The sequence below is a fragment of the Pseudomonas sp. P135 genome (genome assembly GCF_020312125.1).
Taxonomy (GTDB): Bacteria; Pseudomonadota; Gammaproteobacteria; order Pseudomonadales; family Pseudomonadaceae; genus Aquipseudomonas; species Aquipseudomonas fragariae.
Map to the genome: position 1 here is coordinate 1 of NZ_JAGPYR010000013.1, position 23,907 is coordinate 23,907.

Below are 23,907 nucleotides of genomic sequence, written 5' to 3' on the forward strand. Positions count from 1 at the left end.
ATGGGCAAGTTGCTCTGGCGAAGCCGCCACCTGATGAAAGCGCGCAAGCATGACCAGCGAGGCAAGGCCGGTGTCCAGGCGAGGGGCATTGTCAGGCATTTGAGTGCCCATTTCCGAATCATTCATAGCGCGTCCCTGCCGATCTGCCACTGATGGGCAAATCTGATCAATTTACTAATTAGCTGTAAGCATTCACTTTATTGGATATGCGATTTGCATAACCGACGGGTTCAGTTCGCTACTGCGTTAACTACCGATGTGACGAATATCAGACTCCTGGCGGCAGAAAATCGCGAGCAGGGTCGTAGTCTTGCTTGAGATATAACGCAAGTGCTTTCAGGTCATCAGGACTGAGGATGCCAGCAGACTGTTTGAGCTTGAGGTTATCGAGAATGTAGTCATACCGGGCATCGTTATAATCGCGCACGGCAGCGTACAACTGACGCTGAGCATTGAGTACATCGGCAATATTGCGAGAGCCAACGTCCACGCCCACCTGATTGGCTTCCACGGATTTCTGACCGGAAATGATGCTTTGGCGTCGGGCTGCAATCTGCTCTATGCCCGTATTGATGCCGCGAAACGCATTGCGTGTATTGAGCACCACTTCGCGGCGGCGGTCTTCCTGTTCGTCCTGGCTCTGATACAGACGCTCGGTGGACTCCTTGATCTGGGAGTTGGTCATTCCGCCCGAGTAAAGAGGGATATTGAGCTCAATGCCAATGCTGCTTTGCGCGACCTGGTCGCGATAACCGTTACTGCCGAAGTCAGTCGGGTTACTGTAGCCAAAGCTGTCGTTATCACCTTTGCGATAAGAAGCAACAGCGTCAACAGTGGGGGCATGCCCGGCTTTACGCTGATTAAGCGTTTGCTCGGCAGCACTGACTGCACGCTCGCTGGCTTGCAGCTCAAGATTTTGCCGCAGGGCAATATCGACCCAGGCACGGGCATCATTGGGTATGGGCGCCTCTACCGGCATCTGGTGTCTTATGCCTGCAATTGACGTGTAGCTGTGCTTGGTCAGGCGCTCCAGCGCTTCATAGGCATCATCTACTTTTCGCTGCACCAGTTGCCGGTTGGCCCGGGCATTGTCATAGGCCGCCTGGGCGTCATGCACGTCCGTGATGCTTGAAGCACCATCCTCCAGACGCCCTTGAGCCTGGTCGCGCTGACGCAATAGCGCAGCTTCTTCAGCCTGGGCGGCTGCGAACGCGTCCAGTTGGCGCAGTGTTTCAAAGTAGGCCTGGGCAGCGGTCAGCAGCAAGTTTTGCTCTTTGGCCGACAGCTCAAGCCCGGCTTGATCCAGGCTCGATTGCGCAGCCTTCAATTGAAACCAGCGATCAATGCGGAACAACGGCTGACTGAGGTTGGCACGAAACGTTGTGCCACTTCGCTCTCGGCTTAGGGAAGGCTCGTCTCGCTCCAGACGGGTTACTTCTGACGTTGCCCCGGCGGTCAGATTCGGCAGCAGGCCTGCACGCGCCTGAGGCACGCCTTCGCGTTGTGCCCTGTAAGCATGACGCGCTGCGGACAATCGCGCATCGTTGAAAAAGGCGGCTTTATAAACATCTAAAAGATCCGCGTGGCGCTTTAGCAGATCCCGGCGGTCATGAACAACGCCCTGATCGCCTGGCAAATTGACGGTGGCAGGCGCTGCAAACGAGGGAGCCAACGCGATGGTGAGCAGGAACAGCAAAGCCAGTTTGAGGGCATGAGGATACACGGCGCGTCCTTGCGGTAGCATATTGATATCAAAAAGGTGGGCAATACTAGAACGCCATTATGGCGGCGTCAATTATTTGTATCGACCTTGTATCCGATTTGTTGAACTTTTTTTGAGTTTAATTTTGGGGCTACTGACCTCTAGCCCGTGCCCAAGGCTCATCTGCTTAGTATTGATAGGGGGCAGCGTATCTTTTCGATATAGCATTAAGGTCATAATTAAATATATGCAGAAATGCTAATCGGCTATTACGCAAAAACCGGCTCGGCTCAAGGCCGCAGACACACTAATAAAATGACTATGGGTTAAGGAAACAGGCGAAATCATGCTGACCTTCCAGGGCTCTGGATCCGCGACGACGGTCCGTTTTGCATGGCCAGGGTGTAAAACAGAGTCAGCAGGTTCGGGGGGGGGGGGCAGCCCTGTATTTGTTTAAAAGCGAGTCATCGACTCTACAGCCTCCCGCGCCACGCACGGGAGGCCTGTCGAATCACTGTTGCCCGGACAACTTCATGATCATTCGCGACAGCAAGTAGATCCGCGGCGCCACGCTGCCCACTTCGGCATACTCTTCAGGCGTATGGATATTGCCGCCGACAATACCGAAGCCGTCCAGCGTCGGTGTGCCCACGCTGGCAGACAGACTTGAATCAGCCGCCCCGCCGCTGCCCTCGATGGTCAGGGTGCGGCCCAGTTCGCCGTAGATGCCTTGTGCCATCGCGACCAATGCATCGGACTGCGCGGTCTGCGGCATCGGTGGCAGGCCACGGACCAGACTGGTCTTGACCTCGGTATCAGGCACCAACCTGTTGGCCGACACCCTGGCCAGATCCTGCTCGACGCGGTCAAACTCCTCCGGTACGGCAGCACGCACATCGGCCTTGGCGCTGGCCTGATCAGGAATCACGTTGGTGCGGTCTCCCGCCTTGAGCACGGTGAAGTTGATGGTGGTTTTCTTCTCCTCGTCACCCAGCTTGCCGAGTTGCAGGATCTGATGGGCAACTTCGGTCGCGGCGTTACGTCCCAACTCAGGCGCAACGCCTGCATGCGAGGCCTTGCCCTTGACTTCGACCAGTGCGGTTGCCGAGCCTTTGCGCCACACCACCAGACCGTCGGCCGGACGTCCCGGCTCCAGGTTGAGCGTGACGTCATGCTCCTTCGCGGTTTTCTTGATCAGCTCGGTAGCGACGCCTGAGCCAGTCTCCTCACTGGCGTCGAGCAGCACCGTGATCTGCGCGTAGTCGGTGAACTTCAGGTTGTGCAAGACTTTCAGCGCATAGATAGCCGCAACGATGCCGCCCTTGTCATCCATCACGCCTGGGCCGTAGGCACGCCCGTCCTTGATATGAAATGGACGCTCGGCCGCGGAGCCTTCCTTGAACACGGTGTCCATGTGCGCCATCAGCAGAATCTTCGCCTTGCCGGTGCCTTTCAGGGTGGCGATGACGTGGTTGCTGGCTTCTGGCGTATTTGGAACGAGCTCGATAGTGGCACCGAGCTTTTTCAGTTCTTCGATCGCGATGTCGCTGACCTTGGTCAGGCCCGGTACATACCCGGAACCCGAGTCGATGTTCACCAGACGCTCCAGCAACTTCAAGGCTTCGTCCTTGTATTGCTCGGCATCGGCCTGGATGGCCTTGTGCGGTTCGGCCATGGCCGCCGGTGCCAGAGCTGTCAACGCAAGCGCCAGAGCGAGATGAGCAGCCAGTGGCGAGCGGGAAAATGAGCGCATGTGTTCCATCCTTGTGTTCGGTTCGTCGAGGTTTTTCAGGACCATACCTTACACAGGCACCGGCCGTCATGGCTCACCTCGCCTTGCGCCAGCGCTCGAAGCGGTCGAAAAGCAGCGCGTAGAGGATCGGAATCAGGCCCAGTGTCACCAGCGTGCCCAATGCAAGGCCACCCATGATGGTGATCGCCATGCCCTCCCAGAGCGGACCGGCAAACAGCATCAGCGGCACCAGCCCGATGATGCAGGTCAGTTTGGTCATCACGATCGGCCGCAAGCGCTTGATCGCGGCATGGACCACTGCGTCACGCACCGCCAGGCCTTGCTCGCGCTCAGCCTCGATACGTTCGAGCAGCAGCACGGCATTGTTGACGATGATGCCGGCCAGCGACAGCAGCCCGAAGGTGGCCATGAAGCCGAACGGATAGCCAGTGAGCACCAATGCCAGCGCCACGCCGATCAGCACGAAGGGCACGCTGGAGATGACGATCAGCAGCTTGCGGAACGAATTGAACTGCCAGACGAACAACAACAGCATCGCGACCAGCGCGTGTGGCATGTACTGCAGCAGCGCCTGATTGGCCTCGGCCGAGTCTTCTATTTCGCCACCCGGTTCGATGTGGTAACCCGCCGGCAGGCTGATTGCAGCCATCTGCGGGGCCAACTGCTCGACGATCGAGGTCGCTGTCATTGACGGATTGTGTCCGACCACCGTGATCGCGCGTTGCAGATTACGCCGCTGGATGGTCGATGCCTCGGCCCTGGGCTCGACAGTGGCAATGGCCGACAACATCAACGGCGCGCCCCCGGAAGCCGGGTAAATCAATGTGCTGTCCAGATCATTGCCCGGTTTGCTCAGCGTGCTCTGCTCGCGCGCCACAACGGCGACAGCAGTATCGCCATCCTGCAGCGACGACACGGACAGCCCGCTGTTTCTCAGTTGCAGGGCCTGGGCGATGTCCTGAGTGGCAACACCGGCCTGCAAGGCCTTGTACGGATCGACGACAACGTCGTAACGCAGCAATCGGGTCCGCCAGTCATCGTGGACGTCCAGGGTTCCGGGCAACGCCGATAACGCCTGCTCGATCTGCCGGCTAATACCGCGCAGCACGTTCTCGTCAGGACCGATGACCCGGTAGACCGCAATCCCCGCCTCGGTGGTGCCCATCGAGAATCGTTTGGGCTGCGCTTCGATTTCGGGGTGCTGCGCGAGGATGAAATGCCGTGTGCGCTCGATCACCGCATCGAGATTCGCGCCTTCGCGCACGCTGACAGTGAAGTACGCGATATTCGGCGCGGGCAACGGGGGATTGAGGCCAAGCACGATACGCGGCCCGCCACTGGCGACATAGCCAATGCTGTGTTCCACATCCTGATCGCTGCTCAGCCACTGGCTGATATCACGCACCGCCTGCGACGTGTCACGCGAGCTGCTGCCGGGCTCCAGCACCAGCGGGATCTGGAACTGCATGCGGTCCGACTTCGGCAGAAAATCGTACGGCACCCGGGTCAGCACCACGACCGCCAACGCCAGCAACCCCATCATGCAGGCAATGAAGAGCAGCGAGTGATTCAGCAACCCCTCGATGACCTTGCGATAGCCACGGTAGAACACCGAGGCATACTCATCAGCCTCATCAGCCTCATCAGCCTCATCCGCCGACGCCGTGACGGCCGGCACCCTGGCGAAATAGAAGCACAACAGAGGCGTCACCGTGACGCTGAGCAGCCAGGAGCTGATCAGCGTCGTGGCGAGCACAACCGCCAGCGACCGCAGGTATTCGTTGGTGCTGGTCTGCCCCAGAAAGAAGGGCGAAAACGCCAGCACGATGACCAGTGAAGAGGTCAGCAGAGGGACCATCAAGGTGCGCCCTGCCTCCTCACAGGCGCGCCGTCGATCCTCTCCCGCATGCAGGCGTCGCTCGATGTCTTCGGCGATGACAATGCCGTTATCCACCAGCAACCCCAGGGCCAGGATGATCGCGGCAATCGACACCGTCTGCAGCTCGATCCCCAGGGCGCGCATGACCAGCAGCGTACTGAGGATGGTCAAGGGCACAATTACCCCGACCACCAGCCCGGTGCGCCAGCCCAGAAACAGCATGACCACGCACATCACGATCACCACCGTCTCGGCCATGACGTGATACATCTTGTTCATCTCGTGCTCGACCACGCTGGACTGGAAGGTCACCACGTGTAAGGTAAAGCCCGTCGGAAGTTGCTGCTCCAGCTCACCGAGTCGCTTGCGCAAGGCATCACCGAACGTTTGCACATTGAGGCCTGGCTGCATCGAAACGGCCAATACCACGGCGTCCTGTCCCTGATAGATCGCTTCGGTTTCAGGCGGGTCGACAGGGCTCACCGATACCCTGCTCAGGTTCTGCAACACGACCTTCTGACCACTGGGCAACTGCACCGGGAACTGCCGAAGTTGCTCCGGCGAAAGCACCTCGCCACTGATCGAAAGCGTGGTGCTCTGCTGGCCGATGACCGGGTTGCCTCCCGTTGCGATCAGGTTGCGGGCCTGCAGTTGCTGAAGCAGCTGTTGCGGGGAAAGTCCGGCGGCGGCCAGCGTCTGGTGATTGAAGTCGAGGTAAATGCGTTCATCCTGCAGCCCATACAGCTGGACCTGATCGACGCCCTTGAGCGCATACAGCTGATCGCGCAAGCGTTTGATCGGCCCGCGCATCTCGCTCATGGTGAAACCCGGCGCGGTCAGCGCGACCGAAGCCACGGCGACGCGACCGAAATCATCATCGACGAAAGGCCCTTGGGTGCCAGGCGGAAAACCACCGCTCGTTTCGCTCACCTTCGCCCGGAGCCGTTGCCACAGCAGCCCGAGATCCTTGACGTTGTCATACGCCGTGACCTGCACGATCACTCGGCCAGGCTGGACCGTGGTGAGCACGTTCTTGATCTCGGCCAGTTCACGGATACGCTCTTCGAGCGGCCTGGCGAGCAGTTCCTCGGTGCGCTCTGCGGACAGCCCTTCCAGAGATACGCTGACCAGTGCGTCGCGAACGGTCACCGACGGCTCTTCCTGAGAAGGAAAGCTCAAAAAAGTCGCGACACCGGCCAGCAAAATCAGCAAGGCGGCAAACAGGGTCAGGCGGCTTGCGCCCATGGCGCGGGAAGTAAGGTTCATTGCGCGGCACCGCTCAGGCGAGTGTCTGAGTGAAACAGCGTGACGGGCTGACCGTCCTGCAGAAAGGCGGCGCCGGCAGTGACCACCTGCTCACCTGCGACCAGCCCGCTGACGATCAGTGCACGGCCTTCTCTGACTGTACCCAGCGTGACAGAGCGGACGGCGACTGTTCCTCCCGACTGGTAGACGAAGACTTCGGCAAGGTGGCTGCTGGTCCCCATCCATAACGCTTGCAGCGGAACCGACAGCGCCTGTGCGTCGGCAGCGGGATGCATTTGCACAAGCAGCGTGACGCCACTGGGCAGCCTGCCGGCAGGCCGCAGCACTCGGAACACGGCCGTTCTGACCAGCCCGTCATCGGCTCGGGGCGAAATGCCTTCCAGGGCGAGATCAAACCCTGCCGTACCGTCTGCACTATTCGAGGCCATGGCGAGGTCGCCAGGCTGAAGCGAATCGGCAAGTGCCAGCGGAACAGCTGCCACCACTTGTTGCTCTGCAGCGGATTCGACATCCAGCAGCACCTGCCCGGCGGGTAACAAGTTCTGCGGTTGTGCATGGCGGGCCACCACGCGCCCGGCAAAGGGGGCGATCAAGCGGGTGCGATCCAGTTCGCGACGGGCCAGGTCCAGCTCGGCTTGCGTGCGGATCAGCTCGGCGCTGGCTTGTTCACTGGACGACTGGGCCGACTCGACCACGCTCTGGGCGACACTGCCCGCTGCGAGCAGGTTTTGCTGACGCTGGTAGTTACGCTGGCGCTCCAGCGCCTGAGCCCGAGCCAGCCGCAAAGCGGCCTGCGCCTCCTGCAGACGCAATTGCGCAGGCTGCGGATCAAGGCGGGCGAGCACCTGGCCCGGCTTGACGCTATCGCCAATGTCGACCCGCAGCTCTGTCAGGGTGCCTGCCGATTCAAACGCCAGACTGGCGCGCTCCTGCTCTCGAACAGTGCCGATGAAGCGCAGCGCAGCGCCCTCTCCTGCCCGCACCGTCTCAACCTTGACCGCCCGGACAGGCGGAGCACTGGCCGTCTGTTTATCACCGCAACCACTGATCATCAGAGTGATCAGCACCACGCCGCAAGCGCGTGACACACACCGCCGTAGAGCCAGAAACGCATCAGGATTCAATCGCATGGCAGGCTTCAACCCTTCAGAAAGCGTAATTCAAGACAATCAGGCCACTGCCTTCGGCATCGGTCTCGACCAACGGGCTGCCCCGGGTCTGGTCGGTGTAGTGCGTCACCCCGACGCTTGCGACGGTTGACCAGTGGGCGTCGAAGGTATGCTGCCAGGCGAGCGCCGCCGAGTACGCGTAAATGCCGCTGTCTGCGTTGAAACGGGAGAAGCCGGTGCGCTGACTCTGAATCGGACTCACGCCGAAATAGGTCTGGTTGTAACGACCGTCACCGGCGTGCGCATCAATGTCGAGGGTCACCGTGTCGGTCTGGCTGTGATAAGCGATGCCCTCGAAGCCCAACCGATAGCGATTGCCACGTTGTTCGCCAGCCACCCGCAGTTCGGCCTCGGCACTGACGGACAGCCACGGCATGAGTTGCTGAGAAACCATGAAGTCGCCAACGGTCGCGCCCTTGACGGTACCCATCCCTATCAGCTCGTTGGAACCAGGCCGATTCGTACTGTTTTTCTCGGTACGACCGAAATCGTAATTGAGTGCAGCGCTGGCACCGAACCCGGAATCCGACTGCCATTGCAGCCCCAGACCGCGCGTGGTGTCGGCGAAGAAGATGCCACGCTGGACCGTCAGCATGGGCACCACCTGACTGCGGTATTCATCAGCCCCCATGTAGCGCGGCAGCACGGCCATGCCGAGTCCGAAATTGACGTTGAACCTGTCACCCAGCATCGATTGGCCTTGAGCAGTGCTGTCCTGCGCGCAGGCCTGACCGGCCAGGGTCATGGCCGCAGAGGTGATCAACACGGTCAGCACAGGTTTAAGCAGCGCAGAGCGCAGGTGAGTACGAGAGATTGCAGGGCTCATGGGGATACTCCGGTTTCATTCAGGATTGGGGTGGGGTTGTCGGTTCTGCTCCGTGCAGCACTCGAAACACATCGATGCGGTTTTGCTGCAGCGCATCGAGGGACTTGCGAGCGGCTGCGTCGGCTTCGGCAATACGGAGAGTGGAAACCAGCAATGCCGTGCGCTCGACGGCGCCCGCATTGAGTTCAAAGGACAGGCGCCGCACTTTTTCCTGGACCAGCGCCACCCGCTCGACCTCGTTGCGGACCTGGTTCAGGGCCTGCTGACGGCGGGTCAGCACGGCGGACATTTCACGGAAGGCGTTCTGCACGGCCTTTTCATACTCGGCCACCGCGATCTGCTGACGCACCTTGGCAAGATCCAGGTTGGCCTGATTACGCCCGCCGTCGAACAGCGGCAGATTCAATTGCGGGGTGAACAGCCAGGCACCGCTGCCGTTGCTGAACAAGGTGCGCAGGCTGTCGCTCTGCAAGCCCACGCCGGTACTGAGTTTTATCGACGGAAAGAACGCCGCACGGGCAGCACCAATGTTGGCATTGCTGGCCTTGAGCGCTTCTTCGCGCTGGCGGATGTCAAAACGCTCCAGCAGACGCTGAGACGGCAGATTCGACAGCCAGGCCGGCGTCTCTACCAGCGCGGCGGTCAGCGCAGGGGTATCTGGCTTAGTCGCGGGCAACGCTGTCGAATAGCCGGTAAGCAACAACAAGGCCTGCGACGCGTTGGCGTGATCGCTTGCCGCATCCTGTACCTGCTGTTGCGCGGTCAGAGTGTCGAGGCGCTGAACCATCAGATCGTCCAGCGAAAGTGCACCTTGACGCTGCTGCTCTTCGGCCGCCTTGACCAGCATCAGCCGCGCCTCGTGAACCGCCTGCGCATCCTGCTGCACGGCGGCGGCCAGACGCTCGGCCAGCCAGGCGCGGGCGACTTCCGCAACCAGCGCACTGCGTGCCGCCTGCTGGCCGTAGGTGCTGGCCAGATAATCGTGCCGCGCCGCCTCTGACAGGCTGCGCACGCGCCCGAAAAAATCCAGTTCGAAGTCAGAGACGCCCACCGACGCGATGGAAATGTCCTGACCATAACGCTCGTCGGCGGCCGCATTATCGAAGTGCTGACGATCGCGCTCGACACCTGCAGCAAGGGTCGGAACGCGATCGGCGCGGGTAATGCCGCGCATTGCCCTGGCCTCCTCCACACGCAGCACCGCCACACGAAAATCGCGATTGAACGCCAGCGCCGATTGCAGCAGCCCGCGCAGCTCGACCTTTGGCGACAACTCGGCAGCGAGCGCTTCTTCGTCGGCAGTGAGCGTCAGGTCGGCGGAAGTACTCGAGGCCGGGACAACAGCAGACACCTGATCGACAGGGACCGGCAACGCTGGACGCTGATAGGCCGGTATCAACGAGCAGCCCGAAAGAACCAGGCTCGCCAGCATGGCCAGGCAATACCGGCGGCGGTTGCGGATACGCTTGGACAGCGGTGTACTCATCGGCATAGGATCTGTCCGCGACAGTGGGCTCTGGGCAGCATCCTGAACGTCGACTTTCAACAAACCGTTCGTGAATTATCAAGATTTGATCAAGAGGCGCGCTCGTGTCAGGAAAACGCATTCTTATCGTTGAAGACGATGCCGACAGTGCCAGCATTCTTGAGGCTTACCTGCGTCGTGACGGCTTCAACGTCGGGCTGGCCGAAAACGGTCAGCGCGGTATCGATATGCACCGTCAGTGGAAACCCGACCTGATTCTGCTGGACGTCATGCTGCCGCTTGTCAGTGGCACGGACGTGCTTTCAGCAGTCCGGCGCTGCAGCGACACGCCGGTGATCATGGTCACCGCCATGGGCGACGAACCGGAAAAGCTCGGTGCCTTGCGCTATGGGGCCGACGATTATGTGGTCAAGCCCTACAATCCGCGGGAAGTGGTGGCCCGCGTGCACGCGGTTCTGCGGCGCTCCCAGCAGAACGGCAATAACGAGCGTCATTTGCGCTACCAGAACCTGCTGGTGGAGCTGGATGCGGTCACCGCGATCATTGAAGGTCAGGATGGCGCAGAGACCGTACTCGACCTGACACCTACCGAGTTCAAGATCCTTTCAACGCTGCTGAAAACGCCGTCCAAGGCCTTCACTCGCGAAGAACTGCTGGAAATCTGCCTGCCCGACAGCGAGGCGCTGGCCAGGGTTGTCGATGCGCATGTGCATAACCTGCGGCGCAAGCTGGAGATCCATGGCGTGGAAAACGTGCTGGTCACCGTCCGTTCGGTCGGCTATCGATTCAGGTAATCCTCATGCGACATTTTTTCAGGCACAGACAAAAACCGTTGTGGCACTGGGTCGGCATGCGCATGAGCATGCTCGCCGTCGGTGCGGTCATCGTCATCGCGTTTTGCATGTGGCTGCACGTCACGGTCTCTGACTGGCTCACCCTGCAGGCAATGCCGGCCGACGTGCGCATGGAATTCCTGCGACTGCAGGCCGAGCCCACCCTGGACATGGCCAAGCTGCGCGAACTGTTCGTCGAGTATTACCCGATCGAAAACCTGCTGCCGGGCATTGCCAACAAGGAATGGTGGGTACTGGCAGCGCTGGTGTCGATCGCGATCCCGATCATCATATTCTTCGGCTTTCTGTTTTCCCGTCCGCTTTCAAGCCAGTTTTCCTCGATTGCCAGAGGCGCACGTCAGGTCGCCCAGGGTGATTTCAAGACACGCCTGCCGATGAGCACCAACGGCCCGGACGAACTACAGGCACTGGTCAGCGACTTCAACACCATGACCACCCAGCTCGGCCGTTACGAACTGGAAGTCAGCGAATCCAGCGCCATGATTGCCCACGAGCTGCGTACGCCTCTGAATGCCGCCATGGGGCGCATACAAGGCATGATCGACGAGGTGTTCCCGCGTGACCTGGCACAACTGGAAATGGTCCACCGCCAGCTCGGCCAGTTGAACAAACTGGTGAGTGATCTGCACCTGCTCTCGCTCGCCAGCGCGGGTCAGCTGACCCTGGACAAGACGGAGTTTTCCCTTGAGAAACTGGTGGTCGAACGGCTGGGCTGGTTTGCCGCACCGCTCGATGAGGCCGGTGTCGTCGTGACGATCGATATCCCGCGGAAATTGACCGTCAACGCCGACCGTGACCGGATCGGTCAGGTGGTGAATATTCTCGTCGATAATGCGCTGCGCTATTCGGCAATGGGCGGAGAACTGCTGATTGTCGGCAGAGCCAGCGCAGGGCGCATGGAACTGAGCGTCTCGGACCGCGGCCCCGGTTTCGGCCCGGAGAACCTCGAACAGGTGTTCGACCGTTTCTGGCGTGCCGAACGTTCGCGGGCGCGCTATTCGGGAGGCAGCGGCCTTGGCCTGTCCATCGCCAGAGCCATTTGCCTCGAGCATGGCGGCACTATCGAGGTCCGCAACAGACCAGGCGGAGGATCCGTCATCCGCTTGGAGATTCCGGGCTGAGCCTGTCTGCCCGGCCCCGCAGATCAGTGCCCCATCAACGAGTCGATACCGTCCGGCTTGTCATGCACACCAAACCGGTCCACCAGCGTGGCGGTGGCGCGGTTCATGCCGATAACGTCCACAATGATACCTGCTTTTCTCAGTTTCAAAACCACCTTGTCTAGTGCGGCAATAGCGGTGATGTCCCAGAAATGCGCCTCGCGCAGATCGATGACCAGTGTATCGAGGCTTTCGCGCAGGTCGAACGAGGCCATGAAACGGTCAGCGGAGGCGAAGAATACCTGGCCGGTCACGTAGTAGGTGCGATGGCTGTGCAACGGATCACGATGCGACGTGACTTCCAGGAAATGAGCGATCTTGCTGGCAAAGAACATCGAGGCAAGCAGAGACCCGACCAGCACCCCATAGGCAAGGTTGTGGGTCGCCACGACCACCACCACGGTGACCACCATCACGATGTTGGTCGAGAGCGGGTATTCCTTGAGGTTGCGGATCGATCCCCAACTGAAGGTACTGATCGACACCATGATCATCACCGCCACCAGCGCCGCCATCGGAATACGCGCCAGCCATTCACCCAGAAACAGCATCATGATCAACAGCAGCAAACCTGCGCTGAGGGTTGAAAGACGTGTTCTGCCGCCAGACTTCACGTTGATCATCGACTGGCCGATCATGGCGCAGCCAGCCATGCCACCGATCAGCCCCGTGGCGATATTGGCAATGCCCTGCCCTTTGCACTCACGGTTTCGGTCACTGGTGGTATCGGTCAGGTCATCGACGATGGTCGCGGTCATCATCGACTCCAGCAGGCCCACCACGGCCAGCGCGGCGGAATACGGCAGAATGATCAACAGCGTGTCGAGGTTGAGCGCGACGTCCGGCCACATGAAGGTCGGCAGGCTGTCGGGCATTGCGCCCATGTCACCCACGGTTCGTACATCAAGCCCCATGTAAATGGAAATCGCGGTGAGCACCAGAATGCACACCAGCGGCGAAGGCAGCAGCTTTCCCAGCACCGGCACACGCGGGAACAGGTAGATGATTGCCAGGCCCGCTGCGGTCATGGCGTACACCGGCCAGGTCACATGGGTCAATTCCGGCAACTGGGCCATGAAGATCAGAATTGCCAGTGCATTCACGAACCCGGTAACCACCGAGCGTGAAACGAAGCGCATCAATTCACCCAGGCGCAGATAGCCGGCGATGATCTGCAGTACGCCGCAGAGCAAGGTGGCGGCCAGTAAATACTGAAGCCCGTGCTCTTTGACCAGATTCACCATCAGCAAGGCCATCGCACCGGTGGCCGCAGAAATCATCGCCGGGCGCCCGCCCACGAAAGCGATGACCACGCAGATACAGAACGACGCGTAAAGCCCGACTTTCGGGTCTACCCCGGTAATGATGGAGAACGCGATGGCCTCTGGAATCAGGGCCAATGCAACAACAAGCCCGGCCAATACATCGGCACGAACGTTGGAAAACCACGTAGCTTTGATTTTTTCTAACATGGGAATACCTGTGACAGACGCAGCAAGACGCACGGCAGCGATTGCCGGACGAGCAGGAGCATCGGTTTTCGATTGAGTAGTCAGATTGGGAGTGGCGGCGACCAAAAAACGGGCGCAGCAACGGGCGACTGCAGCAAGAAGGCAGTCAGGTGTTGCGAGGGGGGCGTAGCGCTAAGGCGGCGTAGGCAGCCAGTTGGAACGGGGCACGTCTATTTCCTTCGATGGGTCGTAAGGCGCTGGCATCATAGACCTATCCGTTTGAGGGGTTCAAGCATAAGTCATCTCTCCGAACGACCTGAGTGACGGATGGCGCAACCCCCTGAAACACGTGAACAAGCCATCTGATACTGTTTTTTACAGCTGTTGTGTCTCTGTTCGTTATGGCCGGTTTCGCTCATGATGCAGCCTTGTCGATTCGATGCCGCTTATGAAACGCTACGAAAAATTCGCCGCCGACATCTCGGAAATGATTCGCAGCGGCGTCCTGCCCGCCGGGGAAAAAGTCCCGTCCGTACGGGTCGCGAGTCGCACCTGGTCCGTCAGCCCGGCAACGGTCTTCAAGGCCTATTACCTGCTGGAAGACAAGGGACTGATTCAGGCCCGCGCACGCTCCGGGTATTACGTGCGTGAGCATGCCGCCAACGCACTGACCGAACCTGAACTGGTCAGACATACCAGCGAAGGTACCGAACTGGGCGTCAGCGACCTGATCTTTTCAGTGCTCGGCTCGCTCAAGGACCCGGACACCGTACCGTTCGGCTCGGCGTTTCCCAGCCCGCACCTGTATCCGCTGGCGAGCCTGGCGAAGTCGATGGCGTCAGCTGTGCGTGCGCTGACGCCTGCAGGCATCGTCAGCGACATGACCACCGGGAATCCCGAGCTGCGCCGACAGATCGCCCTGCGCTACATGATCAGTGGCGTGCGCTTGCCGGCGGACGAACTGGTCATTACCAATGGCGCGATGGAAGCCCTGAACCTGTGCCTGCAGTGCGTCACCGAGCCCGGCGACCTGGTCGCCATCGAAGCCCCGGCGTTCTATGCCTGCCTTCAAGTGCTGGAGCGTCTGAAGCTGAAAGCCGTCGAAATCCCCGTGCATCCGCGTGACGGCGTGGACCTCGACTCGCTGCAGGACAGCCTGACACGCCTGCCGATCAAGGCTTGCTGGTTCATGAGCAGCTTTCAGAACCCATTGGGCGCGAGCATGACTCAGGCGAACAGGATCAGGCTCTACGACCTGCTGGAACAGCAGCAGATCCCGCTGATCGAGGACGATGTGTACGCCGAACTGTATTACGGCGCCAACGCGCCTCACCCGGTGAAAAGCCTGGATCGCAGCGGACTGGTGATGCACTGCAGCTCGTTTTCCAAGACCCTCGCGCCCGGCTATCGGGTCGGCTGGGTGGCAGGCGGTCGTTACACCGAACAGATTGACCGCCTCAAGCTCATGACCACCCTCTCCCCTTCGGTCCCCGCCCAGGCCGCGCTCGCCGACTACCTCAAGCACGGTGGCTATGACCGCCATCTGCGCAAACTGCGTGACACCCTCGAACTGCAACAAGGCGCGATGCTCGCTGCTGCCGCCCGCTATTTCCCGGCGGCGACACGCGTCACCCGCCCCGTCGGCGGCTACTTTCTGTGGTTCGAATTCCCCGAGCAGGTTGATTCGCTGCAGCTCTTTCAACTCGCACTCGCGCAGGGCATCAGCCTGGCACCCGGCCCGATCTTTTCCGCGTCCAGGCGCTTCAAGAACTGCGCGCGTCTCAACTACGGCACACCCTGGGATGAACGCAGCGAGCAGGCCATGGCGATGCTGGGGCGTATCCTCGCGTCGTTCTGAGCATTTTCATGCCTTCACAAAGGCAACTGATCCGTATTTTTAAGCCGTTTCTGAATCTGTACCAGAATCAGTCCGAGCACGATAATGGCAGCGCTTTCAAACGCGCAGGATGACCGCCAAGAGCGACGCCTGCGGCTCGTTACAGACGGATCGATCAGCAGGAGACGCTCATGGGCAAGCTCGGACTTTCTTTGATAGGTTTTTTATTGTTGGCAATCGCGGTGGGTTTGTTGGGGACTATTTCGCCATATTGAGGCGCCGCGAGCCAGGAATACTGAAGCCGCGTTGCATTACCGCCAAAACGAAAAAACCCGCCATTAGGCGGGTTTTTCTTGTTCAAAGGCCTTATACATTGCCTTTGAAGTATTGTCTGGCTCCACGACCTGGACTCGAACCAGGGACCCAGTGATTAACAGTCACTTGCTCTACCAACTGAGCTATCGCGGAATGAGCGCTATGTTACTGATTCGGAAAAGGAAGTCAAGCAGAGCAGAAAAAAATCCTGCTCGTTCATCCGGATGTCATTTCCGGCCAGACAGGGGCACAGTTCATAACACACGCTCACCTGCTTGATCCGGTAGTGAAAGGTATTCTTCACCCCGAACCCTGATCGCAATGAGTCAGGCGCCTGTTCAACGCCTACTGAACGCGCCTCAGCGCTGCACGCACAGCTTGTAACCCAGGCCATGGGCGGTGTGCAGCAACGGCGTGTCGTGCCCGCCATCCAGTACCCGCCTGAGCACATGAATGTTGCTGCGCAGGCTGCTGCTGTTCGGGGCATCACGGCCCCAAAGCGCCTCTTCCAGTTCGGAGCGCTTGACGATATGCGGGCTCTTGCGCATCAACAGTTCCAACAGCTTCATGTTGGTCGGGTTGAGCTTCAAGGGCACGCCTTTGCGGGTGATTTCAAGGGTGTCCAGATCGAACTGCAGGTCGGCGACCACCATCATCCGGTTGTCCTGGCGCTGCCGTCGGCTGACGATCGCTTCGACTCTGGCGAGCACTTCGGACATCGCGAACGGCTTGGTGATGTAGTCGTCGGCCCCCACCTTGAAACCGGTGAGCCGATCATCCAGTTCATCGCGCGCGCTGAGCATCACAATCGCGACTTCCGACTTCGAATACTGGCGCAGGCTGTGGCAGATCTGATTGCCGTCGATGCCGGGCAGCATGATGTCGAGAATGATCGCATCGAAGCGTTTCGAGGCGGCCAGGTGCAGCCCGCTCAGGCCGTCCAGCGCCCCTTCTACCGCATGCCCCCTGAGTTCGAAGAATTCCAGCAGGTTATCGTGAATATCACGGTGGTCTTCAATAACCAGAATGTTCATTGCCGCGCCTTCTTGTCTTTCTACCCGGCCGACCGGGATCCTGTTACCAATGTGTCTGCAGGCTGCGTGACGAATGCATCAGGTCTGTTGACGGCCACCGCCTGGTGAATCGGCTGTTGCAACCTTGATCGACCATAGAAGCACAAGGCGACCAACAGTGTACTCAGCCACACCACGATACCCGCCCAGAAGGTGTGTGACATGAAGTGCCAGCCTTGCAGTACCCGCGTGGTGCCGTAAATCATCCCGAGCAGGAGAATGCCCGCCAGCAGGATGTTCGAATGCCGCCAGCAATAGCGACGAGCCACGAAGTACAGGGCGAGCAGACTGAACGCGCTTGACGCATGACCGCCCGGCCAGCATCGCCCGGCGCCAGCCTCATGCAGCAGGTTGAAGTTCCTGAACCACTCGATGTGCGCCTGGCTGCCACCGTACAAGGTGGTCTCGACGGGGCAGTAAACGCTGGTGTGGCTTTTCAGGTAATGGATCATGGCGGTGCTCAGCGCAAAGGCAACGATGACGAAAAAGAAGTCCAGCCGGTGCCTGCGTGCAAAGCGCAGGAAGGTGCCCAACCGAGAGCCCGTCAGCCGTCTCGCGAGGCGCGAATCATCATATTTTTCCAGCAACGGCCAGACAAAGGACAGCATCGCACCGATGATCGCCAGTTCCCCGGTCCAGTTCGGAAGAATCCGCGCCCATCTGTGCGTGATGTTCTCGAACAGATGACTCTGGCCGACGGGAAACACCCCGGCCGTCGAATCAAAAAACAGATCAGTCAGTTGCCGGTCGATCGTGGTCAGGTCGAAAGTAACGAAGACCAGTAGAGCGAAAAACACCGGTACACCCAAGTTGATGCCGTAAAACCGCAGCCTGGCGCTGGAAGAGGTCGTCAATTGAATTGCTCGCTGTTGAGGTTTGCCCATTGCCCGGCATTCAGGGAGCCGAGGATTTTCGGCGGGTGGCTGCCGTCTATTTGTACGAAAAACGCCTGGGCGTACTCACTCGAGCGCTCGCCGCCAGGTACGCCGGCCTTGCGTTCGAACTGGTCGATGCAGCCACTGTGGGTCACCAGCACCATGTTCTCGCCGCTGACCTTGTGAGCCTGCACAGCCTTCATGAAGCCGCTGTCACAGTCGTTGATCCAGTCTTGGCCAGCCACCGCGTGCCCGGCCAACAGTTGCGCAGTCTGTTGCGTGCGGGTCTTGGGGCTGGCGATCAGGCGCGCGTGGTCCATGCCCATTTTCTGCAACCCGGCGCCCACCGCCAGAGCGGCGTCGCGGCCGTTGGAGGTAATGCCGTCGGCGTCGCTCATGCACGGGTTGTTCGAGCGGTCACAGCGTTCGGCATGGCGAATCATCACCACCACATCGCCTTGTCGCCAGTGCTCGCGGAGGCCGGAAACGCTCAGGTTGCTGCCCACCCCCAGGTCCACCACGTGCACGCCCGAGAAGGCCGAGTAGAACCACGCGCAGATAGCCGTCAGCACGACGGCAACAGACATCGATACGATGTGCCGATGCAATTTGTAGCGCTGACTGATGCCCGAACGGGGCAGTACATTCTTGTTGATTATCGTGTCGGTCAAGGGACCACTCCTGCCATGAACCTATGTCTGGCGTTGACCCAGGGAGTGCCCGAGGTCTGCGCCGCTCCCATGCAGGCAAGATAGGTTCAGCATCGTCCCGATGCAGTGAAGAAGATGTGAAAAACGTGTTGTGGCCCAGCGCCACATTTTTCACGCGAGCCCTCTGGAATGGGGCTTTGCGGTTTTACGGGCGTGAACATGAAGATAATTTAAGCGTTTTTCCGGAAAGTTCCGTGTCCATCCGGACAATTTTGACCTGGCCGACCGTCTGCTGCAGCTGCGGCGTGCAAAGGATTAGCCACTAAAACGCTTATCGTTTACCATGCCGCGCGTCGGTTTCCGAGAGGAACTAACAGGGAATTCGCACGCCTTTCTCACCAGGCGAAAAACGAAACTGCCCCCGCAACTGTAGGCACCGAGCCTGCTCCATGACTGCCACTGGATCGTGATCCGGGAAGGCCGGAGCCTGGCGATGACGTGTCAGTCAGGAGACCTGCCGACCCGCTTCAACCCACTAACCGGCGGGGTGTCCGGGAAGGACATCCGCACGCGTCGGCATTTCCCGCCGTGCCCGGTCATCATCCGGGGATGTGTTTCCTGATGTGCATTGCGCCCTGGCACCTGCTCCAACGGAGACCGCATTCCATGTCGCTGCCCCGCCTCGCCGCACTCGCTGCCAGCCTGACGCTGTCCACCCTGGCCCTCGCCGCCCCCACTCAGTACCCGCTGACCCTTGAAAACTGTGGCGCGACCCTGACCTTCACGCATGCGCCAACCAAGGCTGTGACCATTGGCCAGGCCGGCACCGAAATGCTCTACGAACTGGGCTTGGGCGACAGACTGGTCGGCACTTCGCTGTGGTTCAACAATGTATTGCCACGCTTCAAGGCGCAGAACGACAAGGTCGAACGCCTGGCCGACAACGAGCCCAGTTTCGAGGCAGTGATCGGCAAGCGTCCGGAACTGGTGGCCGTGCAGCTGGAGTGGATGGTCGGCAAACAGGGCGCGGTCGGCACCCGCGAGCAGTTCCATGACCTGAAGATACCCACTTACATCCTGCCGTCCGACTGCGAAGGCAAGGACAATCTGGTCGGCGCCGATGGCACACGCCTGGAGCCGTTCCGCATCGAGACCATCTACAAGAGCATCGAGCAACTGGCGCAGATCTTCGATGTGCAGGATCGCGGCGACGCGCTGGTCACCGACCTCAAGGCCCGCCTGAGCGCGGCGATTGCCAACGTCAGGCAGAACAAGGCCAACGACGTCTCGGCGCTGTTCTGGTTCTCCAGCTCCGACCTTGCCAGCGACCCTTTCGTGGCAGGCCGCAAAGGCATTCCGGACTTCATGCTCAACAGCCTGGGCATGCGCAATATCGTCCAGTCCGACGAAGAGTGGCCAACCGTGGGCTGGGAAACCATCGCCAAGGCCAACCCAAGCATTCTGGTCATCGCGCGCATGGATCGCCGCCGCTTCCCGGCCGACGATTACCTGAAAAAAATCGAATTCCTCAAGACCGACCCGGTGACCCGCAACATGGACGCGGTCAAGCATGACCGGATCGTGATCATCGACGCCGAGGGCATGCAGGCTGGCCTGCGTCTGTTCACCGGGTTCGAGGAACTGGCTGACGCCGCCAACCGTTTCAACGCTGCCAAATGAGATTGCCGATAGCATTGAGTCATGTGCTCTGGGTTTCGGCGGTGCTGGTGCTGGCGATCATGATCGGGGCCGCGATCGGCGAAACCTCGATCAGCCTGAACGTGGTCTTTCAGGTGCTGGCCAACAAACTCTGGGCTGCCGGCTATGTGCTCGACCCTATCGACGAAGGCATCGTCTGGAACTACCGGCTGACCCGCGCCATTGTCGCAGCCGCCTGCGGGGCCGGGCTGGCGATCTGTGGTGTGGTGTTGCAATCGTTATTGCGCAACCCGCTGGCAGACCCGTATCTGCTGGGGATTTCCGCAGGGGCCTCGACCGGCGCGGTACTGGTCGCCATTCTGGGCTTCGGTGCAGGCGCAATCTCGATGTCGGCCGGCGCCTTTGTCGGTGCCGTGGCGGCATTTTCGCTGGTCGCCCTGCTGGCGCACTCTTCACGCGGCACCACGGCAGCCGGGCAGATCATTCTGGCCGGGATCGCCGGTTCGCAACTGTTCAATGCCCTGACCTCGTTTCTGATCACCAAATCGGCAAGCTCCGAGCAGGCACGCGGCATCATGTTCTGGCTGCTGGGTAACCTCAGCGGCGTGCGCTGGCACTCGGTCTGGCTGGCAGTGCCGACAGTGCTGGTCGGTCTGCTGGTGTGCCTCTGGCACAGGCGAGCGCTGGACGCGTTCACCTTCGGCAGCGACTCGGCGGCGTCACTGGGGATCGCGGTACGCCGCGTGCAGATCATATTGATCACTACCGCCGCGCTGGTCACCGCAGTGATGGTCTCGATTGTCGGCTCCATCGGTTTTGTCGGGCTGGTGATCCCGCACGCGGTACGCATGCTGGTCGGTGTCCGGCATGCTCGGCTGGTGCCGCTGAGTGCCTTGAGCGGCGCACTGTTTCTGATCGCTGCCGATATCCTCTCGCGCACGCTGATCAAGGGGCAGGCGCTGCCGATCGGGGTGATTACCGCACTGATCGGCGCACCGGTCTTCGCTTTGATTCTTATCCGGGGCAACAGCACGCGATGAACGCCTTACCTCATCCGCTCAATGCACCGGTGCTCGGTTGTGCCGGTCTGGGTTATTCGGTACGTGGCGCAGCGCTGCTGCGCGATGTCGACCTGAGCATTGCCGCCGGTGAAACCCTGGCCGTGGTCGGTCCCAACGGCTCGGGCAAATCCACCCTGCTCAAGCTGTTGGCCGGTATTCAGAAGCCGGTCAGCGGCTCGGTCAGCCTGGGCGGGCAAGCACTTGAAGCGTTGAGCCGCAGGGACGTGGCGCGCCTGCTGGCGGTGGTCGAGCAGCAGGCTGAAACCAGCGACGCCGTGACCGTGCTGGATGCCGTCGAACTGGGCCGCACGCCCTGGCTGTCGGCGCTGGAGCCGTGGAGCGCAACGGACGACGCGATCGTTCGCCAGGCGTTGCAGGATGTGGACATGCTGCACCTGCAAAAACGCGCCTGGCACACTTTGTCCGGTGGCGAGCGGCAGCGCGTTCACATCGCCCGGGCGCTGGCGCAACGGCCGCAGATCCTTCTGCTGGACGAACCGACCAATCATCTGGACATCCAGCACCAACTGACCATCCTCGGCCTGGTCAGGGCCTTGCCGGTGACCACCGTGATTGCCCTGCACGACCTGAATCAGGCGCTGGACTGCGACCGTGTGGCCGTCATGGAAAAGGGTCGGCTGGTCGCGCTGGGTGCGCCGCTCGAGGTGCTGACCCCGGAACGCCTGCTGGGCACCTTCGGCGTGGTGGCGCACTGGCTGACCGACCCCAGTGACGGGGCGAAGATTCTGCGCCTGCGCTCGCGCTGAAACCACGCCGATGGTCAGTCCGGCACCTGCTGCAATCTGCAACAGGTGCACCGCGCGGTCTCTGCCACTACAATGCGCGCTTTGCCCGCAGCCGGATCCCGTTGCCATGTCGTTACCCAAGCACCACCTGGAATTGCTCAGCCCTGCACGGGATGTGACCATCGCCCGTGAAGCCATCCTGCATGGTGCCGATGCGGTCTATATCGGCGGGCCGAGCTTTGGTGCGCGGCACAACGCCTGCAATGAGGTCAGTGACATTGCCGAGCTGGTCAAATTCGCGCACCGCTATCACGCGCGGATCTTCACCACCATTAATACCATCCTCCATGACGACGAACTGGAGCCTGCGCGCAAGCTGATTCACCAGCTCTACGACGCCGGCGTTGACGCGTTGATCGTGCAGGACCTCGGGGTGATGGAGATGGACATTCCGCCCATCGAACTGCATGCCAGTACGCAAACCGATATTCGCACCCTGAGCAGGGCGAAGTTTCTCGATCAGGCCGGTTTCTCGCAACTGGTGCTGGCCCGGGAACTGAACCTTCAGGAAATCCGCGCAATCGCCGACGAAACCGACGCGGCCATCGAATTCTTCATCCACGGCGCGCTGTGTGTGGCGTTCTCCGGGCAGTGCAATATTTCCCACGCGCAAAACGGCCGCAGCGCCAACCGTGGCGACTGCTCGCAGGCCTGCCGCCTGCCGTACACGCTAAAGGATGATCAGGGTCGCGTTGTAGCCTTCGAGAAGCATCTGTTGTCCATGAAAGACAACAACCAGAGCGCCAACCTGCGTGCGCTGGTGGACGCCGGCGTGCGCTCGTTCAAGATCGAAGGCCGTTACAAGGATGCGGGCTACGTGAAAAACATCACGGCCTATTATCGCCAGCGTCTGGACGAGATTCTCGAAGACCGCACGGACCTCGCACCTGCTTCCAGCGGCCGTACCGCGCACTTTTTCGTGCCGGACCCGGAAAAGACCTTTCATCGCGGCAGCACCGATTATTTCGTCAGCGACCGCAAGATCGACATCGGCGCGTTCGATACGCCGACCTTCACCGGTCTGGCGGTGGGCACCGTTGAAAAGCTCGGCAAGCGCGACCTGATAGCCGTGACCCATGAGCCGCTGTCCAACGGCGATGGCCTCAATGTGCAGATCAAGCGTGAAGTAGTGGGCTTCCGTGCCAACATCGCCGAGCTCAAGGGCGAGTTCGAAGAGGACGGCCAGAAGCGCTGGCGCTATCGCGTAGAGCCCAACGAGATGCCCGCGGGCCTTTCCGGCCTACGCCCTAATCATCCGCTGAACCGCAACCTGGACCACAACTGGCAACAGGCGCTGCTCAAGACCTCGGCCGAGCGTCGTATCGGCGTTCAGTGGCAGGTCACGCTGCGCGAAGATCATTTGAGCCTGAGAGCCACTAGCGAAGAAAGCGTGAGCGTCACCGTCGGCCTCGATGGGCCATTCGGTGCGGCCAACAAGCCCGAGCAGGCGCTGGATCAGTTGCGTGACCTGCTCACTCAACTGGGCACCACGATCTATCATGCCCAGGATGTCAGGCTTGACGCGCCACAGGCGTTCTTCGTACCCAACTCGCAGCTCAAGACCCTGCGCCGCGACGCCATCGAGGCGCTGACCGAAGCCCGTATCAAGGCTCACCCACGTGGTGGCCGCAAGGCCGAGACCACCCCGCCACCGGTGTACCCGGAGTCGCATCTGTCTTTTCTGGCCAACGTCTACAACCAGAAGGCCCGCGACTTCTATCATCGCCACGGCGTACAGCTGATCGACGCGGCCTACGAGGCCCACGAAGAGACCGGCGAAGTACCGGTGATGATCACCAAGCATTGCCTGCGCTTCTCGTTCAACCTGTGCCCGAAACAGGCCAAAGGTGTGACAGGCGTGCGCACCAAGGTCGCGCCGATGCAACTGGTGCACGGTGATGAAGTGCTGACCCTCAAGTTCGATTGCAAGCCTTGCGAAATGCACGTGATCGGCAAGATGAAAGGTCACATTCTCGACTTGCCGCTCCCCGGCAGCGCGGCGGCCAAATCGGTGGTCGGCCACATCACCCCGGAAGACCTGCTCAAGACTGCGCGCCAGCGTTCTCCGCACTGATCGGCACAAGG

General features: G+C 60.5%; 17 protein-coding genes, 1 tRNA gene and 1 riboswitch. Of the genes, 7 read left to right on the forward strand and 11 right to left on the reverse strand.

Translation table 11 applies throughout. The annotated features are described in order from the left end of the window. Positions 1-268: 268 nt before the first annotated feature. The 6 genes from KBY08_RS18295 to KBY08_RS18320 form a co-directional block, all read right to left on the reverse strand. Positions 269-1,744, reverse strand: coding sequence for a TolC family outer membrane protein (locus KBY08_RS18295; protein ID WP_225651234.1), 1,476 nt, complete (start codon positions 1,742-1,744; stop codon positions 269-271). A gap of 469 nt (positions 1,745-2,213) precedes the next feature. Continuing rightward, complete coding sequence (locus KBY08_RS18300; protein ID WP_003407399.1) at positions 2,214-3,455, reverse strand: M20/M25/M40 family metallo-hydrolase; 1,242 nt, start codon at positions 3,453-3,455, stop codon at positions 2,214-2,216. A 73-nt stretch (positions 3,456-3,528) separates the two neighbouring features. Next, positions 3,529-6,600: an efflux RND transporter permease subunit gene (locus tag KBY08_RS18305; protein ID WP_111522759.1), complete on the reverse strand. Its 3,072-nt coding sequence runs from the start codon at positions 6,598-6,600 to the stop codon at positions 3,529-3,531. Next, positions 6,597-7,730, reverse strand: a complete 1,134-nt coding sequence (locus KBY08_RS18310; protein WP_111522760.1) for an efflux RND transporter periplasmic adaptor subunit — start codon at positions 7,728-7,730, stop codon at positions 6,597-6,599. The genes KBY08_RS18305 and KBY08_RS18310 overlap by 4 nt, the downstream gene beginning before the upstream one ends. 16 nt (positions 7,731-7,746) lie before the next feature. Further along, positions 7,747-8,595, reverse strand: coding sequence for a MipA/OmpV family protein (locus KBY08_RS18315; protein ID WP_111522761.1), 849 nt, complete (start codon positions 8,593-8,595; stop codon positions 7,747-7,749). Between the two features lie 19 nt (positions 8,596-8,614). Continuing rightward, positions 8,615-10,087, reverse strand: a complete 1,473-nt coding sequence (locus KBY08_RS18320) for an efflux transporter outer membrane subunit (RefSeq protein ID WP_110392542.1) — start codon at positions 10,085-10,087, stop codon at positions 8,615-8,617. A gap of 98 nt (positions 10,088-10,185) precedes the next feature. Between KBY08_RS18320 and KBY08_RS18325 the strand changes: the two genes are divergently transcribed. Then, complete coding sequence (locus KBY08_RS18325) at positions 10,186-10,875, forward strand: response regulator (protein WP_003435879.1); 690 nt, start codon at positions 10,186-10,188, stop codon at positions 10,873-10,875. A gap of 5 nt (positions 10,876-10,880) precedes the next feature. Next, entirely contained in the window at positions 10,881-12,056 is a 1,176-nt protein-coding gene (locus KBY08_RS18330) for a sensor histidine kinase (RefSeq protein ID WP_110392543.1), read from the forward strand. Between the two features lie 23 nt (positions 12,057-12,079). Here the strand turns inward: KBY08_RS18330 and KBY08_RS18335 are convergent, their stop codons facing one another. Next, complete coding sequence (locus KBY08_RS18335; protein ID WP_024641967.1) at positions 12,080-13,567, reverse strand: SulP family inorganic anion transporter; 1,488 nt, start codon at positions 13,565-13,567, stop codon at positions 12,080-12,082. A gap of 427 nt (positions 13,568-13,994) precedes the next feature. Here KBY08_RS18335 and mapR point away from each other — a divergent pair, with 427 nt between their 5' ends. After that, positions 13,995-15,404 carry a GntR family transcriptional regulator MpaR gene (mapR, locus tag KBY08_RS18340; protein WP_003407421.1) on the forward strand — a complete coding sequence of 470 codons (1,410 nt, stop codon included), beginning with the start codon at positions 13,995-13,997 and terminating at the stop codon, positions 15,402-15,404. Between the two features lie 371 nt (positions 15,405-15,775). On the opposite strand, the gene KBY08_RS18345 is transcribed toward mapR, so the two are convergent. The 4 genes from KBY08_RS18345 to KBY08_RS18360 form a co-directional block, all read right to left on the reverse strand. Next, a tRNA-Asn gene (locus KBY08_RS18345) sits at positions 15,776-15,851 on the reverse strand. 206 nt (positions 15,852-16,057) lie between these two features. Continuing rightward, positions 16,058-16,732 (reverse strand): response regulator transcription factor, encoded by a 675-nt coding sequence (locus KBY08_RS18350; protein WP_058823058.1) that lies wholly within the window; start codon positions 16,730-16,732, stop codon positions 16,058-16,060. A gap of 20 nt (positions 16,733-16,752) precedes the next feature. Then, on the reverse strand, positions 16,753-17,655 hold the full coding sequence (locus KBY08_RS18355) for a phosphatase PAP2 family protein (protein ID WP_058823059.1): 903 nt from the start codon (positions 17,653-17,655) through the stop codon (positions 16,753-16,755). Then, positions 17,622-18,317 (reverse strand): histidine phosphatase family protein, encoded by a 696-nt coding sequence (locus tag KBY08_RS18360; protein WP_011268213.1) that lies wholly within the window; start codon positions 18,315-18,317, stop codon positions 17,622-17,624. Before KBY08_RS18360 ends, KBY08_RS18355 begins: the two co-directional genes overlap by 34 nt. 316 nt (positions 18,318-18,633) lie before the next feature. Further along, a riboswitch (cobalamin riboswitch) is annotated at positions 18,634-18,833 on the forward strand. A 129-nt stretch (positions 18,834-18,962) separates the two neighbouring features. Here KBY08_RS18360 and KBY08_RS18365 point away from each other — a divergent pair. The 4 genes from KBY08_RS18365 (at position 18,963) to KBY08_RS18380 (ending at position 23,896) form a co-directional block, all read left to right on the forward strand. Continuing rightward, entirely contained in the window at positions 18,963-19,976 is a 1,014-nt protein-coding gene (locus tag KBY08_RS18365; protein WP_024639623.1) for an ABC transporter substrate-binding protein, read from the forward strand. Then, positions 19,973-20,995: a FecCD family ABC transporter permease gene (locus KBY08_RS18370; RefSeq protein WP_024641701.1), complete on the forward strand. Its 1,023-nt coding sequence runs from the start codon at positions 19,973-19,975 to the stop codon at positions 20,993-20,995. The genes KBY08_RS18365 and KBY08_RS18370 overlap by 4 nt, the downstream gene beginning before the upstream one ends. Further along, positions 20,992-21,783 (forward strand): ABC transporter ATP-binding protein, encoded by a 792-nt coding sequence (locus tag KBY08_RS18375; protein WP_060406429.1) that lies wholly within the window; start codon positions 20,992-20,994, stop codon positions 21,781-21,783. Before KBY08_RS18370 ends, KBY08_RS18375 begins: the two co-directional genes overlap by 4 nt. Positions 21,784-21,889: 106 nt before the next feature. After that, positions 21,890-23,896 (forward strand): peptidase U32 family protein, encoded by a 2,007-nt coding sequence (locus KBY08_RS18380; RefSeq protein WP_011268217.1) that lies wholly within the window; start codon positions 21,890-21,892, stop codon positions 23,894-23,896. Positions 23,897-23,907: the final 11 nt, after the last annotated feature.